Here is a 14,955-nt window from a genome sequence, read left to right as displayed (position 1 = left end):
ATTTTTTCCGCTAGGAGACATTTGGCAATTTGTAATTTATCAGAACTGTTGATTATTTCTGTAATATGAATCGAATTGGCACTGCCTTGTAAACCTTTTTTTCTCGAATACTAAGTCCAGTGGCACTACATATGATCTCGTCCATTGATAAAAGTTTAGCATGCTGATTGTTACTCCCACTATTAAAATATGATTTGTTGAATTCAGCCAAACTCATGTTCATATATTATTTAGAGGTGATTGAAATGGATAAACAATTGCAACAAACGTTTGATTTCCGTTTTATCAAAATCGGTAATATGGTCAATGGTGGAGTTCTGCAAATCGGGAGTGGATCTTTAAAAAAACAACGAACCCAACAATCTGCCTATACTACTGTTGGAACTTCATTAATTCATCTAGGAGCCCCTATGGAATTTGCTGTCCCATTACAAGCACCAGTTCGTTCGAAGTACTAAGTTTTGTGAATGGCGGAACAACTGATTACCATTTCGGAAGAATTACCTTCAAAGTTGTTCCTTTCCCTTTTTGACTATCTATTTCTATTCTCCCATGGTGCAAATCGATAATGGATTCAACAATGGACAAACCTAGCCCTGTACCTTCAACAGATCGCTTCCTTGAGGTATCCGCTCGGTAAAATCTATCAAATATCCGTTTTATTTCATTTTCATCCATGCCGATCCCTGAATCTTTAAATGTGACCACTACCTGTGACTCCATCTCCGATAAGTCAATGTCTATGGTACCATTTTCATGATTATATTTAATCGCATTCGTCAATAAATTTTCCCACACTGAATATAACAAAGCGGAATCCCCATTAAGCCAAACATCTGGTATAGTGTAGCTGGCCATGATGCCTTTTTCCATCATACTGTATTGATACTGATGGATAACCACTTTTAACTGAGCCCCAATATTCACTCGGCTGACTTCCAACAAATCCCTTTTACTTTCAATAGAAGATAGGAGTAAAAGCTGTTTAGTCATTTTTGAAAGCCGGTCTACCTCTGAATGAACCACACGGATGTATTCCTTTTTATGTGATTCGCTCTTATCATCATTTTCTAACAGGTTTAAATACCCCTTAATATTGGTCAGTGGTGATTGAATGTCATGAGAAATATTTGAGACCAACTCTTTACGCAACTGATCGACACGGGCCAATTTTTCCGACATCCTAGTAAAATTAATGGCCAAATGGCCCAGTTCGTCTCTACGAGAAATATCAAGTTTGATCGAATAATTTCCCTCGGAAATCTCCTTAGTGGCTTTGTCTAGCTTACGAATGGGTTGAACTAAGTATTTTGTACTGATCGACACCATTAAAATGCTTAATAAAATAGAAAGGATTAATAACCAGCCAAATAATATATGCATTTCATTAAACAACAACTTAATATCTGGTCTTATGAACAAGGCATACCTTTGATTTTGATGAGTAAAAGGAACACCTACTGAATTCTTCAATTCATTGGCAAAAAAACCGGTCACAAAGGTCTTATGAGGGAAATTGCGTATTCCGTGATACACTTTTCCATCCAATACTTTTTGGCTGATAGATTCAGGCAAATTCTCTACTCGAAATGGTGATCCAAAATATTGCCTATGCCTGTTTTGGTTGACCAATAAGATTTGGTATCCAATTGCTCCATTATGTTCAAAATAATCATTTAGACTAACAGTTGGATGTTTACTGGCAAAATCGGCCATTTCATAGGCAAACTTGGTTATTTTCTCATCATTTTGTTGCTTCAAATTGGATTGATAATAGACATTAGATAATAAAAAAGAAATCACCCCACTTACAATCATGATCATAATTGTAATGAAGGCAAATTTACTATACATCGATTTCATGATCATTATAAAACCTCCAGTGAATAGCCGACCCCTCGGATTGTTTTGATCGTAAAATCGTCTGCAATATCTTCAAACCTCTCGCGCAATCTTTTAATATGTACGTCCACCGTTCTTTCATCACCTTCAAAATCCAATCCCCATACTTTTTCGATAAGATGACTTCGACTGAAGACTTGGTTGGGATGGCTTGCCAAAAATGATAAAAGTTCAAATTCTTTTAGTGGCAGCATGAAAGTTTTGGTATTGATTTTAACTTCATAGCTTTTCCTATTTATAGCCAAGGAACCTAAATGAATATTAGCTTCACTTGCCTTCCCATAACGGCGCAGCAACGCATTGACTCGGAAGATTAACTCCTTTGGTTCGAAAGGTTTGACTAAATAATCATCTGTTCCAGCTTCAAACCCTTTTTCCTTATCGTCAATTTGGCTTTTGGCTGTCAACAAAACTACCGGGATGTCATAGGATCTTCTAATTTCCTTAGTAAGCTGGTATCCATCCATCACTGGCATCATGATATCTACAATCGCCAAATCAATTATCGCTTTTTTCATTAATGTTAAAGCAGCCGTCCCATTTTCAGCTGCAAAAACCTTAAAGCCTTCCTTAGATAAAATACTTTTAACCAAATTGCGAATCCATTCATCATCGTCTACAACTAAGACTGATTTCATCTTTTCACCCGCTTTTCTTACAGAGTAACCTTCTTCATTTTACTAAATACAAAATAAAAAAGAAAAGATTCTATTCATTTAGCTATTAGACATAGTAACAACTTTTATGTTAACATTAGGTTGTTACTTTTAGTAGAGAAGGAGGAACTTCATTTGATACAATTTAAACATGTTAATAAAAAATATCGTTTGAAAACCATCATTAATGATTTTTCATTAGATATTGAACCAGGTCAATTAGTTGTGTTCATCGGCCCAAGCGGTTGTGGTAAAACCACCCTTCTGAAAATGATTAATAAATTGATTCTACCTACAACAGGTCAGATTTATGTGAATGGCAAAGAAATTTCTACAATGAACCCCATTGAACTTCGCAGAAATATAGGTTATGTCATCCAAAATACTGGATTATTTCCACATATGACCATTCAAGAAAATCTTGAATTAATTCCTAAGATTAAGGGCGAAGATCCAATACAGATAGAGCAAAGAACGAAAGAATTACTTGAAATCGTTGGACTTGACCCAACGGAATTTTTACAAAGGTACCCTAAGGAATTAAGTGGCGGTCAACAACAAAGAGTTGGAGTGGCACGAGCCTTTTCAACCAATTCAGATATCATTTTAATGGATGAGCCTTTCAGTGCATTAGACCCTGTTACACGGGCATCATTGCAAGATGAGCTGTACCAAATGCAAAAGGAATTAAACAAGACCATTATATTTGTAACCCATGACATGGACGAAGCTATTAAAATAGCGGATAAGATTTGTATATTAAAAGATGGAGATATTCTTCAATATGATACTCCGGAAGCAATCCTTAAAAGTCCGACAAATGAATTTGTATCAGACTTTATCGGAAAGCGAAGAGTTTGGAACAACCCTGAGTTATTAATGGCTGAAGATATCATGATTCCGGACCCAGTAAAAATTAATCCAAAACGAAACGTTCTTCAAGCGATTGAAATTATGAAGGAACATAAGGTGGACAGTTTAATGGTTACTGGTAAAAATAATATCTTAATTGGACTGGTAACATTAAAAGGAATTCAGCTGCTTGACCGTAATTCATCCATTGAATCAATCATGGAACAAAAGGTTCTGTCAGTATCGGAAGACGCTAATTTAATTTCCATTTTAGAAGCGATGAATGAACACAAAATAGGTTATTTACCTGTTGTTAACCAAATGAATCAGTTAACAGGACTTATTACACGAAGCAGCATTTTATCTGCATTAAGCAGCCAATTAATCGATATGGAGGTGGCATTTTAATGCGCGAAATGTGGAGTTATCTTAGTACAAATTACCAACAAATTCTTGAGCTTTTAGGACAGCATATTTATTTAAGTATTTTTTCAGTATTAGTGGCTGTTATTATTGGTATTCCGCTTGGCATCTTAATATCAAGAGAACCAAGGCTTTCAAAACCAATACTAGGCGTGACCAATGTTGTGCAAGCCATTCCAAGTCTTGCCCTACTCGGTTTTTTAATTCCTTTCGTAGGAATTGGCAGTACACCAGCCATTGTCATGGTCGTCCTATATTCCCTTCTGCCTATCGTAAAGAACACATATACTGGTTTAACAAATATTGATCGTGATATTCTGGAAGCCGCCAAAGGTATCGGTCTAACCAAAAGTCAAACCATGAGGAAAATTCAGCTGCCACTAGCCTTTCCGATGATTATGGCGGGTATCAGAATTTCTGCCGTTACGGCGGTAGGCTTAATGACGATTGCTGCATTTGTCGGTGCTGGTGGACTTGGTTACCTTGTGTTTTCGGGGGTACAAACCGTTGATAATGCGATGATTCTGGCTGGGGCGATTCCAGCCTGTATCCTAGCCTTATTAATCGACTTTGTTGTTGGCAAACTAGAAACTTCTCTTTCTTATGAAAGAACCAAAAAATCAGGCAAGAAAACAAGCAAAAAACTGATTCTTTCGTTTGTATCACTCATAATTATCATTGGTGGTGTCTTTGCCATTTACAACAAAGCCCATGCAGATGAAAAAATCGTCATAGGTTCGAAAAATTTTTCTGAACAATTAATCTTAGGAAATATGCTGGCCGATTTAATAGAAAACAAGACTGATATTAAGGTTGAACGAAAATTAAATCTAGGAGGGTCCCAAGTAACCTTTAGTGCTTTAAAAAATGGTGATATCGATGCCTATGTGGAATACACCGGAACAGGATTAGTAAATATTCTGAACCAACCACCAGCAAATGATCCTCAAAAAGTGTATGATTACGTTCAAAAAGAATTTAATCAAAAATATGGAATATCATTGTTAAAACCTTTGGGATTTAATAACACCTATGCACTGGCGATTCGTCAAGATACAGCCACTGAATATGGGTTAGAAACGATCTCTGATTTGGCTAAAATCAGTGGAAGCTTGACCATGGGTCCAACGATTGAATTCCCCAATAGGGAAGATGGTTTAATTGGACTCACAAAAGCCTATAATATGCAGTTTAAAGATGTTAAAGCTGTGGATGGAGGACTGCGTTATACCGCATTAGAGAATCACAAAAGTGATGTTATTGATGCTTTTTCGACCGATGGCTTAATACAGGAGTTCCATTTAAAAGTCTTAAAGGATGACAAAGGATTTTTCCCACCATACTACGCTGTTCCGATCATTAAGGATGAAACTCTTAAAGAGCATCCTGAATTAAAACAGATTTTAAACGGATTAGCAGGAAAGTTAACGGATGATAAAATGCGGGAGCTCAACTACAAGGTTGATAGTTTAAAACAATCCCCTGCCAAGGTCGCAAAGGAATTTTTAGAAAAAGAAGGATTGATGAAGTAATCCATTACAGTAGCCAGATTCTAAAATGGAATCTGGCTATTCATTTAAAAAGTGAATGACCCTATCTAATGTTTTTTCATCGCCAATCACAAGTAAGATATCTCCTTCCAGAATTAATACATAAGGGCCTGGGGAAATGATTAATTCTCCATTTCGTTTAATCCCAATCACTGTGCCGCCGGTATTCTGCCAAAACTTTACGTCCGAAATCGTTTTTCCGATATGTGTACAGCCCGGAAACACCTCAACTTCGATTGGTGTCAATGGATTTGTATGACGTAGTTTGCCTGAGTAATCAAGGATTTTTCTTAATGTGTCAAAAAGCCTTTCATCCAATACATTTCTCTCTTCCATTAAGGAATTCATTTTCTTTTCAAGATCTTTAATACTTTCTAAATTTGAAAAACGTGATATATATTTGAAGGCATTTTCGCGTGATGATATGATAATGCCGCTTCCCTTCGTTGAATGAACAATTTCCACATCTTCTAAAATCTTAATCGCTCTTCTTACCGTTTCCGGAGATACTTTATAATCGCTGGCCAATGTGGAGCGGCCATGAATTTTTTCTCCAACTTTAAACTCTCCATTATAAATTCGATTCGCCAAATCTATGGCAATCCGCTCGTAAGTCGGCATTTGTGTTCTTTGCATTACGACCTCCACCCAATCACTATTACCATATTTATTTGAATATCTTTTCTTTCTTCACTATACACTTTTACTATTCTATTTTCGAGAGGGTGTTATGAAATCTTTAGGTTTTCATGAAACTGGACATAATTGTAAAGACACTTATTTCCTGAGGTGACAAATGAAACAGAAAATTATTCTAATTTTTAGTATACTATTTATGTGCTTTATGACCGGATTATTGATTTATTACCTGATAAAGGGTGATTCATCTAGATGGCAAATTTCTCTAGGAGGGATTTTAGCAAGCGGTTTACCATTACTGCTTTTACGAATGAAAGACATTCCATTTAATATCCCGATCATCTTCAGCTATTTTATTTTTTTATTTTGCTCATTATTTTTGGGCTCTATTTCAAGCTTTTATCTTCATTATAAATGGTGGGATTCCACCCTGCATTTTTACAAAGGAATGTATATTGGATTTGTGGGGATTCCCTTATTTAAGACGATGATACCAACGAGTGTCAGAGATGATGTTTCTGTTTGGATGGTAGCCCTTTTTGTACTCTCCCTAGCGGTGCTGGCCAGCGTCCTATGGGAGATATATGAATTTGTCGGTGACTTGACATTCACACATACTATGCAAAGAGGCGGAAATAAAGATACAATGTTGGATTTGCTGTCCGGCATGGCTGGTGGGCTTCTCCCGGCTTTTTATGCCTTACTAAAAAAGAAGAAGGGTTGAGGGTGGTATTTATGAACAGAAAACTCGTTATTTTATTGAGTTCCCTGTATGTCGTATTTATGGCTATTTTAGTATTCTATTACCGGCAGCACGGACAGGATTTTAAATCAACCGTCGCAATCGGCGGCATCGCATGTGGGGCAATTCCATTACTGCTGGCCCTTTTCACCAAGCTGCAATTTAATTTACCCATTGTTATTTCTTATTTAATCTTTTTGATTGGTTCGCAATATTTTGGCTCAATTCGCGGTTGGTATGGACTTGGCTGGTGGGATACGTTTATGCATTTTGTCAGTGGGGCCATTCTCGCCTTTGCTGGAATAGCTCTATACGAACGGCTTATTCATCGAAATGCCGGTGCGCACATATCCCCATGGTTTGTGTTTTTATTTACCTTGGCCTTTGCTGCCTTGGGCGGGGTTCTCTGGGAAATTTATGAGTTCAGCTGTGATCAGTTTTTTGGGATGACTTTACAAGGCGGCGGAAATACGGATACAATGACTGATCTAATCGCGGATACTGTTGGCGGGCTCGTGATCGCCATTTGGGCAGGGATTCGGACAAAGATAAAATTGAATCAAATTTGAAATAGCAGTATTGGCATGAGTTTGGACACGATCTTGTTTTATTAGTTCTTCCTTGGCCGAAGTTGGTTAGACTTCGGCCGAAATCTTGCTTTATTAATTCTTCCTTGTCCGAAGTTGGTTCCTATTCCGACACAATCTTGCTTTATTGGTTCTTCCTTGTCCGAAGCTGTCTTAACTTCGGACACACTTTTACTCTATTGGTTCTTTCATGTCTGAAGTTGGTTAGACTTCGGACGCTATCTTACTTTTTTAATTCTTTCTTGTCTGAAGTTGGTTCCTCTTCCGACACGTTCTTGCTTTATTCGTTCTTCCTTGTCCGAAGTTGGCTTGACTTCGGACACACTTTTACTTTATTGGTTCTTTCATGTCTGAAGTTGGTTAGACTTCGGATGCTATCTTGCTTTATTGGTTCTTTCATGTATGAAGTTGGTTAGACTTCGGACGCTATCTTGCTTTATTGGGTCTTTCATGTCTGAAGTTGGTTAGACTTCGGACGCTATCTTGCTTTATTAATTCTTCCTTGTCTGAAGTTGGTTCCTCTTCCGACACGATTTTACTTAATTGGGTCTTCCTTGTCCGAAGCTGGCTTGACTTCGGACACGATTTTACTTAATTGGGTCTTCCATGACCGAAGTTGGTTAGACTTCGGACGCTATCTTGCTTTATTGGGTCTTTCATGTCTGAAGTTGGTTAGACTTCGGACGCTATCTTGCTTTATTGGGTCTTTCATGTCTGAAGTTGGTTTCTCTTCCGACACGATCTTGCTTTATTGGTTCTTCCTTATCCGAAGTTGGTTCCTCTTCCGACACGATCTTGCTCTTTATTATCAAATCCTTAATATTGTGTAAAAGTGTATAAAGTATTTCAACTTGGAATTTTGGTTAGTAGGCTACAATATTTCAAATTTACATTTAGGGGTGGGCAAAGTAACCTAAAGGGTAAACCTGGGGTTGTAAAACTCCTGGCATCCTAACTTTTCATCTCTTGCCCCTCTTCACTATCTAACATATCATTCCTTAAGTCGTGGCTTTGTTGGATCACAATTTGGTAGGTCTAAGTTTGCCGATTGGGCTAATTTCATCAGATAATAACATTCCTCACGAAACATATGATCTGCCATTAACGGTGCAAAGGTTCCTAAAGCTTGGTGATTTAATCCAAGTTCCTCTAGTTCTGTTAAAAATTGCTGGAATAATTTAATTTCTAATTGAGTATCTTTATTCATTTTTGCAAGCGCTGGAAACTCGGACAAATTGGTTCTTAAGTAACCCGCAAATTCCACTGCCTTCAAGTAGAAATCATCAAAATTTTTCTTAAAAACATTGCTTTTCTCACGTAACCTTGTTTCAACACCGTCAAGATTGGAAGAAATAGCTTCAGCGTGGCCCGCAGCATCCAATAGCCATAAGAGATGATGATGGAGTTCATGATAAATAGGGGGGACTCGACCTGATTTGAGATGTTCTAAAATTCGAACGTATTCCTCTAATTCATTCACCATATGATTAATAAAGGTTGGGGGAAGATGGATTTTTATTTTTCCATTTAGATGTCTTCTGAGTAATTCGAGTTTGAATTCTCTCAATTTCAACACTTCTGCCTCAGCTTCCACAGTTAGTGCCAGTAACTCAGAAGAAGATAACCGTTCCATCAGGGAATCAAAAGTATTGATAAAATTGGCTGCCATGTTAATTTCCTTACCTTGAACAGGTGCTAGTGCCTCATAAATAAACCGGGAATGATCCCCCAGGATTTGAAGCCAAAAACGATGTTCAAATCTTGCAGTACTTTCAAAAACATCCGGCATACTTTTTCCTCCCGTTAAAAAATATCCACACTAATTTGATGTATACTCACCCTTTTTGATACTTATGAGTGAGAAGAGGGGAATCATCTCATGAATTCCCCTTTCATACATTTATTCTCCTTTTGGTTTATCCATAAAAAAGAATTTTCCCGATTTTCCCGGAAAAAGTTTTAGTTCTTTTACCTTGTCAGCATGATTATCCATGATTTCATTAAAAAGTTCATGAGCAGATTTATTTTTTGTGTCGATCCCCAATTTCTCTGCTGCTTGGAATATCCGTTTTTCTTGAACCTCATGGACAATTTGGTGAAAATCTTTATTTTCTGTTGAGATCCCTAGCTCTTTTGCTTCCTTTTTTACTTGCATGACACGAACATCACGTGCTACATCACGCAAGTCTTTTCCTTCTGTCGCGATTCCTAGTTCCTTCGCTGCTTTCTTAATTTCGGTTTCAGCAACTTCTTTTGCTAACGCATTCAGTTCTTTTCCTTTCGTTTCGATTCCAAGTTCCTTGGCTCGCTTTTTAATGATTGTTTCCCTGACTTCTTTTGCAATGGTTTCCGAATCTTTTCCATCTGTTTTAATCCCAAGTTCTTCTGCCTGCTTTTTTAGAAACTCAGGATTGAGCTTAAAATGGCCATGGGCTTCCATACAAGTTTCCCCAGACGCTGCAAAAGTCTGAAACGGTGCTTGCAGTCCAAGCAATAAAGCTATTGCACAAAACAATTTGATCTGCATTTTTATCATCTGTAATATCCTCCTAAAAAGAATTTTGTGTATTACAGATGATAGGTTTCCCACCATTTGTTACCATATTATGAACAAATAATTAAATTAAATTTGCTTTAATCTTTCTCTAGCTGCAATGTATTCTTTATATAATTTATTAACAAACTCTCCAGCACCAGTAATCTCATGAATGGCTCCAATTCCCTGACCACAGCCCCATATATCCTTCCAAGCCTTCACCTTAGTGTCACCTGAAAAGTTCATCTTTGATGGATCGCTTTCTGGTAGGTTATTAGGATCTAATCCAGCTTTTTTTATAGACGGAGCAAGATAATTTCCATGGACACCTGTGAACAGATTACTATAAATAACGTCATCCGATGTGTGGTTGACAATGGCTTGCTTATACTCATGCACAGCATTCGCTTCATGGGTTGCAATAAACGGTGAACCAATATAGGCGAAATCAGCTCCCATCGCCTGAGCGGCCAATACACTGCTACCAGTAGAAATTGACCCGGCTAAAGCAAGCGGACCTTGAAACCACTCACGAATTTCCTGAACTAGGGCAAATGGGCTCTTCACTCCGGCATGTCCGCCGGCACCGGCTGCAACCGCTATTAACCCATCAGCTCCTTTATCTATTGCTTTATGGGCAAACATATTGTTGATTACATCATGCATCACAATTCCTCCATAACTATGAATCTCGGAATTGACCTCTTCACGTGCCCCCAGTGAGGTAATAATAATGGGAACTTTATATTTTTTACACATCTCTACGTCATGCTCCAATCGATCATTGGACTTATGAACGATTTGATTAATGGCAAATGGAGCAGCTGGTCGTTCTGGATGACGAGTGTTATAAGCAGCCAGTTCTTCAGTAATTTCCGCAAGCCATTCATCCAGCAACGAGGCGGGTCTAGCATTTAAAGCTGGCATCGAACCTACGATACCTGCCTTACATTGGGCAATAACTAGTTTTGGATTACTAATGATAAAAAGTGGTGAACCGATTACAGGTAAACGCAAGTCTTTTAAAATTGATGGAATCATTGACATCATTCTCTCCCCTTCTATTAAAAAATATCAATTTACTCCCCTTGACATTTACATTATATACCATATCCACCCCATACCTCATTTGTTTTTTTCGAAAAATTCAATCAAATAATTAAAAGAGGTAAATGCATCTAGGCACCTACCTCTTTTAATCAATACTCTATTTATTTGTCTTTTTGATTTCCTTCTGCATCACGTTCAACTTTCATTTCCGTAACAGGAAGATATCCTTGTTCCTGTAAAAGTTTATTTTGGATATCATCAGACATCATATAGTCAAGAAAAGCCTTTGCAAGTTCTTCAGGTTCACCTTTTGTATAAGAGTGCTCATATGCCCAAACAGGAAATTTGCCAGACTGTACGTTTTTTGCAGTGGCTGCGACCCCATCAATAGATAGCGGAGTTACAGATTGATCGGTGAAATAAGAGAATGCTAGATAGCCAATGGCTCCATCGGTTTCACTAATAATCTTTTTAACCGTGTTGGAAGAATCTTCTGTGATTCCTTCGGCTGGTGTTGCACCATCCAAAGCAAATTTATTGAAAACGGCACGCGTTCCTGAAGAATCCGGACGATTTACAAGAACGATTTTTTGGTCTTTACCACCAAGCTCTTTCCAGTTTGTGATTTTTCCAGTGAACACTTTGATTAAATCTTCCTTTTTAATATCTTTAATACCGACTTTAGGGTTAACCGCTGCAGTGATACCTACCACGGCAACTTTATGGTCAACTAATTGATCGGCAGGAATTCCTTCTTTTTCTTCAGCAAAGACATCAGAGTTACCAATCTGTACGGAACCTTCGGCCACTTGAGATAATCCTGTACCGGAACCTCCCGCATTGACCTGGATATCCACATTTGGATTTTCTGACATGAACTCTTCGGCTGCAGCTGCTACTAATGGCTGCATGGCAGATGAACCGGAGACTAGTAACGTACCTGAAAGTTCTTTTTTCTCTTCCGTCTTTGTGGATGTTTTGCTGGAGCCCTCTTGTTTCTTTTCAGAAGTTGTGTTTCCTCCACATGCAGCCATGATCACCATTAAAGCAGCAAATAAGGTAACCATGCTCAGTTTTTTAAATTTTTTCATTTGTTAAGTTTCCTCCCCATTAATCTACTCATTAAATTTTGTTTTGACCTTACAGTAACCAATATAAGGTATTAGTATTAATGGACAATTAACTGCATGTAAAGGTTTTGTAAAAATCATTTTTTCACAAACGGTACTTATTAGCCATCTTTAATAGGAAGAATGTATAAATTAATAATTCTTAACATTAGCTTAATAGTCTTTTTACGATTGTTTAATAGAATGAAATTATATACGTCAAATAAGCATTTATTTTAAATAATGATCAAGTCTCAACACTATGTATTCACAATATATGGCTTAAGGGGGTTATCATGAGAAATAAAATACTCGTTGTCGACGATGAGAGATCCATTGTTACATTGCTTGAATACAATTTGGTGCAAGCTGGTTTTGAAGTCGCAACAGCATTTGATGGTAATGAAGGTAGGAAACTTGCTGTATCGGAATCACCGGATTTAATCATTTTAGATTGGATGCTTCCAGAGCTTGATGGACTGGAAGTTTGCAAACAGCTGCGGCAAGAAAAAATCATGACCCCGATCATCATGCTGACAGCCAGAGATCATGAGTTGGATAAAGTACTAGGCCTTGAATTAGGCGCAGATGATTACATGGTTAAACCATTCAGTCCAAGGGAGGTAATTGCCAGGGTAAAAGCAATCCTAAGAAGATCTCTGGAAAGGAACGATCAGCAAAGTGATGATGAATCAAAAATAAACATAAGTAATTTAATCATTTATCCAAAGAAATATGAAGCCTATTACCAAGGAAAACGATTAGATTTAACCTTAAAGGAATTTGAATTGCTTGTTTTTATGGCTCAAAATAAAGGCAATGTCCTAACGCGTGATCAATTGCTGAATGCGGTATGGAATGATGACTTTTCCTGTGGCACAAGAATTGTTGATGTCCATATCTCCCATTTAAGAAACAAAATTGAAGGCGAAATTGGAAATCCCGTTTATATCAAAACCATTCGGGGAATTGGATATAAACTAGATGATTAATATGGTATGAAAGCAGTTGATATTTGAATGATGATTTGATGGGGAGCTAAAAAATGAGCCCCATCATTTTTTTTGACAAAATAAAAAGCCCCTTAGTTACAGTTCTATTTTTGAACAGTGAACTAACAGGGGCCTTCGGTGGACCGATCGGCAGTTATTCATTTTTCTTACCTAGCTTTCTTTTGTTGTGTGGAAGATTTTTTTTGTAATGGTAACCGGTGTCGCTCCAATTTGTCAATTTGCGTGACTTGGGAATCATGAACAGTTATTTGGACTGTACCGTATTCCAAGCTTTCCACTAATGTCTTAATCTTTTCCAATACCAAATGATCAATTCCTCGAATTAAAGACAAGTAAATCATCCCCCTTTATTAAACTTAAGCGATTTTCTAAAAGATCCTCTAGAGTGGTTTGGTCAAGAACATATGCTATCGTGTCCCGTACCAAAGACCATAATGGTTTTAGTCGACATATCGTCTCTAATTGACAGGGCTCATACTTGGTTATGGATGCACAGCCCATTGGTGATAGAGGCCCTTCCAGTGTGCGAATAACCTCCCCAATATTGATCTCGCTTGTTTTCTTCTGAAGAAGGTAGCCTCCACTAGCTCCTCTCTTACTCTCTAAATATCCTAATTTTTTTAACTGTAGCAAGATTTGTTCTAAATAACTGACCGTAACCAAAGTCCGTTCAGAAATTTCCTGGATTGATAAAACCTTTCCATGGTGCTCTCCAAGTAACAAAAGAGCCCTTAGAGCATATTCACCCTTACTTGATACCTTCAAGAATAAGCCCTCCTTTCATTGTTGAGTAATTCAGTCGACATTTAATCGTGAGAACTTTTTCATACCTCCTAATATTTTGTGGTACAAGGTTTAGTTGATCGTGTTAATTTAAATTTTTCCTATTTTGTTATTTACTATAATACATATTATACCTACCTGTAAACTAGGTTTTTAATTTTTTTAAAAAATTTACCAAAACATTGATACTTGTTTACATAAAAACAGCCACCCTGAATACAAGGTGGACTTTTCATCCCAGAATTTTTATTCTTTTTATCCTTCTCGAAAATATCGAGAAAGCGTTATGATCATAGCACCCATCCTCTCATTTTCAGGGACTACCATCCGCTCGATTCCAGCTTCCCTTAAAGCATCGGCCGTTACCTTTCCAACGGCGGCAGCAACTGTACCACTATGAAAAGCGTTAATCAGTTCAGTAAGGCAGCCTCTATCCCTCGCATGTTCAAAAAGGAAACGCACTTGAACTCCGGTAGTAAAACATACAGCATCTACTTGATTTTCAATTATCTCTTTGCATAGTGATGAGACTGTTTCGAGCGCTGGTGCTACATGTTGGTATGGAAGGATCGTTAATACTTTTGCCCCTTTCTCTTCAAGAAAAAGGGTCAAAGCAGGAGCAGGTTCACCATGAAGCTGGACCATGACTTGTTTACCTGAGAAATCAAATCCTTCAAGGGCTTTCATTAATCCATTTACCGTCCCATCCTCATCCGTTGCAATCGGCACAATCTCAAGTCTCTTTAGTGTGGACAGTGTTTTGTATCCTCTTGCTGCTACATTGACATTCTGTATTTTAGCAAGGAACTGTTCTTTAACACCTAAATTTTCTGCAATATCAATCAGCATTTCCGTTCCACCACCAGTTGTTAAAATAACCAAATCTGCACCTTCATGGATAAACCTCATCAAATGGGGTTTAACCACTTCTTCATCCAATATTAATGTACCTTGGAGAGGCCGAACAACCGGTATCCCACCTTGATTTTCAATTAATGAACAAAGTTCCTCCGTCTTCCTTGATCCCGCAATTACGATCTTTTTCCCCTGCAAATCATTGGACATTTCTTAAATCCTCGTTTCATCATTATTCATTCCTTGTTCCATTATAAT

The 14,955-nt window shown here is 37.6% G+C and carries 16 protein-coding genes; 6 read left to right on the top strand and 10 right to left on the bottom strand.

All coding sequences use genetic code 11. The features are described 5' to 3' along the window. Positions 1-245 precede the first annotated feature (245 nt). Positions 246-458 carry a hypothetical protein gene (locus ACI3K6_RS17260; protein WP_335475130.1) on the top strand — a complete coding sequence of 71 codons (213 nt, stop codon included), beginning with the start codon at positions 246-248 and terminating at the stop codon, positions 456-458. A 25-nt stretch (positions 459-483) separates the two neighbouring features. Here the strand turns inward: ACI3K6_RS17260 and ACI3K6_RS17255 are convergent, their stop codons facing one another. Both ACI3K6_RS17255 and ACI3K6_RS17250 read right to left on the bottom strand, forming a co-directional pair. Beyond that, positions 484-1,869 carry a sensor histidine kinase gene (locus tag ACI3K6_RS17255; RefSeq protein WP_435555812.1) on the bottom strand — a complete coding sequence of 462 codons (1,386 nt, stop codon included), beginning with the start codon at positions 1,867-1,869 and terminating at the stop codon, positions 484-486. Continuing rightward, entirely contained in the window at positions 1,869-2,540 is a 672-nt protein-coding gene (locus tag ACI3K6_RS17250) for a response regulator transcription factor (RefSeq protein ID WP_335475126.1), read from the bottom strand. Before ACI3K6_RS17250 ends, ACI3K6_RS17255 begins: the two co-directional genes overlap by 1 nt. A 153-nt stretch (positions 2,541-2,693) precedes the next feature. On the opposite strand from ACI3K6_RS17250, the gene ACI3K6_RS17245 reads away from it, so the two are divergent. Both ACI3K6_RS17245 and ACI3K6_RS17240 read left to right on the top strand, forming a co-directional pair. Next, positions 2,694-3,818: an ABC transporter ATP-binding protein gene (locus tag ACI3K6_RS17245; RefSeq protein ID WP_435555811.1), complete on the top strand. Its 1,125-nt coding sequence runs from the start codon at positions 2,694-2,696 to the stop codon at positions 3,816-3,818. Continuing rightward, positions 3,818-5,365 carry an ABC transporter permease/substrate-binding protein gene (locus ACI3K6_RS17240; RefSeq protein ID WP_435555810.1) on the top strand — a complete coding sequence of 516 codons (1,548 nt, stop codon included), beginning with the start codon at positions 3,818-3,820 and terminating at the stop codon, positions 5,363-5,365. Before ACI3K6_RS17245 ends, ACI3K6_RS17240 begins: the two co-directional genes overlap by 1 nt. A gap of 36 nt (positions 5,366-5,401) precedes the next feature. On the opposite strand, the gene ACI3K6_RS17235 is transcribed toward ACI3K6_RS17240, so the two are convergent. Next, on the bottom strand, positions 5,402-6,019 hold the full coding sequence (locus ACI3K6_RS17235) for a GntR family transcriptional regulator (RefSeq protein ID WP_335475120.1): 618 nt from the start codon (positions 6,017-6,019) through the stop codon (positions 5,402-5,404). 160 nt (positions 6,020-6,179) lie between these two features. Here ACI3K6_RS17235 and ACI3K6_RS17230 point away from each other — a divergent pair, with 160 nt between their 5' ends. Then, on the top strand, positions 6,180-6,746 hold the full coding sequence (locus ACI3K6_RS17230) for a DUF2238 domain-containing protein (protein ID WP_435555809.1): 567 nt from the start codon (positions 6,180-6,182) through the stop codon (positions 6,744-6,746). An 11-nt stretch (positions 6,747-6,757) separates the two neighbouring features. Beyond that, on the top strand, positions 6,758-7,333 hold the full coding sequence (locus ACI3K6_RS17225) for a DUF2238 domain-containing protein (protein WP_435555808.1): 576 nt from the start codon (positions 6,758-6,760) through the stop codon (positions 7,331-7,333). Between the two features lie 1,009 nt (positions 7,334-8,342). Here the strand turns inward: ACI3K6_RS17225 and ACI3K6_RS17220 are convergent. From ACI3K6_RS17220 to ACI3K6_RS17205, 4 genes are all read right to left on the bottom strand, one after another. Then, positions 8,343-9,140 (bottom strand): DUF2935 domain-containing protein, encoded by a 798-nt coding sequence (locus ACI3K6_RS17220; RefSeq protein ID WP_435555807.1) that lies wholly within the window; start codon positions 9,138-9,140, stop codon positions 8,343-8,345. 111 nt (positions 9,141-9,251) lie between these two features. Further along, positions 9,252-9,887 (bottom strand): hypothetical protein, encoded by a 636-nt coding sequence (locus tag ACI3K6_RS17215; RefSeq protein WP_435555806.1) that lies wholly within the window; start codon positions 9,885-9,887, stop codon positions 9,252-9,254. A gap of 87 nt (positions 9,888-9,974) precedes the next feature. Beyond that, positions 9,975-10,934, bottom strand: coding sequence for an NAD(P)H-dependent flavin oxidoreductase (locus ACI3K6_RS17210; RefSeq protein WP_435555805.1), 960 nt, complete (start codon positions 10,932-10,934; stop codon positions 9,975-9,977). Between the two features lie 164 nt (positions 10,935-11,098). Further along, positions 11,099-12,028: a phosphate ABC transporter substrate-binding protein gene (locus tag ACI3K6_RS17205; RefSeq protein WP_435555804.1), complete on the bottom strand. Its 930-nt coding sequence runs from the start codon at positions 12,026-12,028 to the stop codon at positions 11,099-11,101. 314 nt (positions 12,029-12,342) lie between these two features. On the opposite strand from ACI3K6_RS17205, the gene ACI3K6_RS17200 reads away from it, so the two are divergent. Continuing rightward, positions 12,343-13,038 (top strand): response regulator transcription factor, encoded by a 696-nt coding sequence (locus ACI3K6_RS17200; RefSeq protein WP_435555803.1) that lies wholly within the window; start codon positions 12,343-12,345, stop codon positions 13,036-13,038. 167 nt (positions 13,039-13,205) lie between these two features. Here ACI3K6_RS17200 and ACI3K6_RS17195 read toward each other — a convergent pair whose 3' ends face one another. The 3 genes from ACI3K6_RS17195 to ACI3K6_RS17185 all read right to left on the bottom strand — a co-directional run bounded on the left by ACI3K6_RS17195 (position 13,206) and on the right by ACI3K6_RS17185 (position 14,907). After that, positions 13,206-13,400, bottom strand: a complete 195-nt coding sequence (locus ACI3K6_RS17195) for a YezD family protein (protein WP_435555802.1) — start codon at positions 13,398-13,400, stop codon at positions 13,206-13,208. After that, positions 13,369-13,824, bottom strand: a complete 456-nt coding sequence (locus ACI3K6_RS17190) for an RrF2 family transcriptional regulator (RefSeq protein ID WP_435555801.1) — start codon at positions 13,822-13,824, stop codon at positions 13,369-13,371. The genes ACI3K6_RS17195 and ACI3K6_RS17190 overlap by 32 nt, the downstream gene beginning before the upstream one ends. Before the next feature lie 273 nt (positions 13,825-14,097). Beyond that, positions 14,098-14,907: a uroporphyrinogen-III synthase gene (locus ACI3K6_RS17185; protein WP_435555800.1), complete on the bottom strand. Its 810-nt coding sequence runs from the start codon at positions 14,905-14,907 to the stop codon at positions 14,098-14,100. Positions 14,908-14,955 lie beyond the last annotated feature (48 nt).

Origin of the sequence: Neobacillus solisequens (genome assembly GCF_051233465.1) — a bacterium.
Classification (GTDB): Bacteria; Bacillota; Bacilli; order Bacillales; family Cytobacillaceae; genus Neobacillus.
This window is presented reverse-complemented; position numbering and strand designations above follow the sequence as displayed.

Coding starts and splice junctions, on each gene's coding strand:
- ACI3K6_RS17260 (WP_335475130.1), top strand. CDS start 246: ATGGATAAACAATTGCAACAAACGTTTGATTTCCGTTTTATCAAAATC.
- ACI3K6_RS17255 (WP_435555812.1), bottom strand. CDS start 1,869: ATGATCATGAAATCGATGTATAGTAAATTTGCCTTCATTACAATTATG.
- ACI3K6_RS17250 (WP_335475126.1), bottom strand. CDS start 2,540: ATGAAATCAGTCTTAGTTGTAGACGATGATGAATGGATTCGCAATTTG.
- ACI3K6_RS17240 (WP_435555810.1), top strand. CDS start 3,818: ATGCGCGAAATGTGGAGTTATCTTAGTACAAATTACCAACAAATTCTT.
- ACI3K6_RS17235 (WP_335475120.1), bottom strand. CDS start 6,019: ATGCAAAGAACACAAATGCCGACTTACGAGCGGATTGCCATAGATTTG.
- ACI3K6_RS17230 (WP_435555809.1), top strand. CDS start 6,180: ATGAAACAGAAAATTATTCTAATTTTTAGTATACTATTTATGTGCTTT.
- ACI3K6_RS17225 (WP_435555808.1), top strand. CDS start 6,758: ATGAACAGAAAACTCGTTATTTTATTGAGTTCCCTGTATGTCGTATTT.
- ACI3K6_RS17220 (WP_435555807.1), bottom strand. CDS start 9,140: ATGCCGGATGTTTTTGAAAGTACTGCAAGATTTGAACATCGTTTTTGG.
- ACI3K6_RS17215 (WP_435555806.1), bottom strand. CDS start 9,887: ATGATAAAAATGCAGATCAAATTGTTTTGTGCAATAGCTTTATTGCTT.
- ACI3K6_RS17210 (WP_435555805.1), bottom strand. CDS start 10,934: ATGTCAATGATTCCATCAATTTTAAAAGACTTGCGTTTACCTGTAATC.
- ACI3K6_RS17205 (WP_435555804.1), bottom strand. CDS start 12,028: ATGAAAAAATTTAAAAAACTGAGCATGGTTACCTTATTTGCTGCTTTA.
- ACI3K6_RS17200 (WP_435555803.1), top strand. CDS start 12,343: ATGAGAAATAAAATACTCGTTGTCGACGATGAGAGATCCATTGTTACA.
- ACI3K6_RS17195 (WP_435555802.1), bottom strand. CDS start 13,400: ATGATTTACTTGTCTTTAATTCGAGGAATTGATCATTTGGTATTGGAA.
- ACI3K6_RS17185 (WP_435555800.1), bottom strand. CDS start 14,907: ATGTCCAATGATTTGCAGGGGAAAAAGATCGTAATTGCGGGATCAAGG.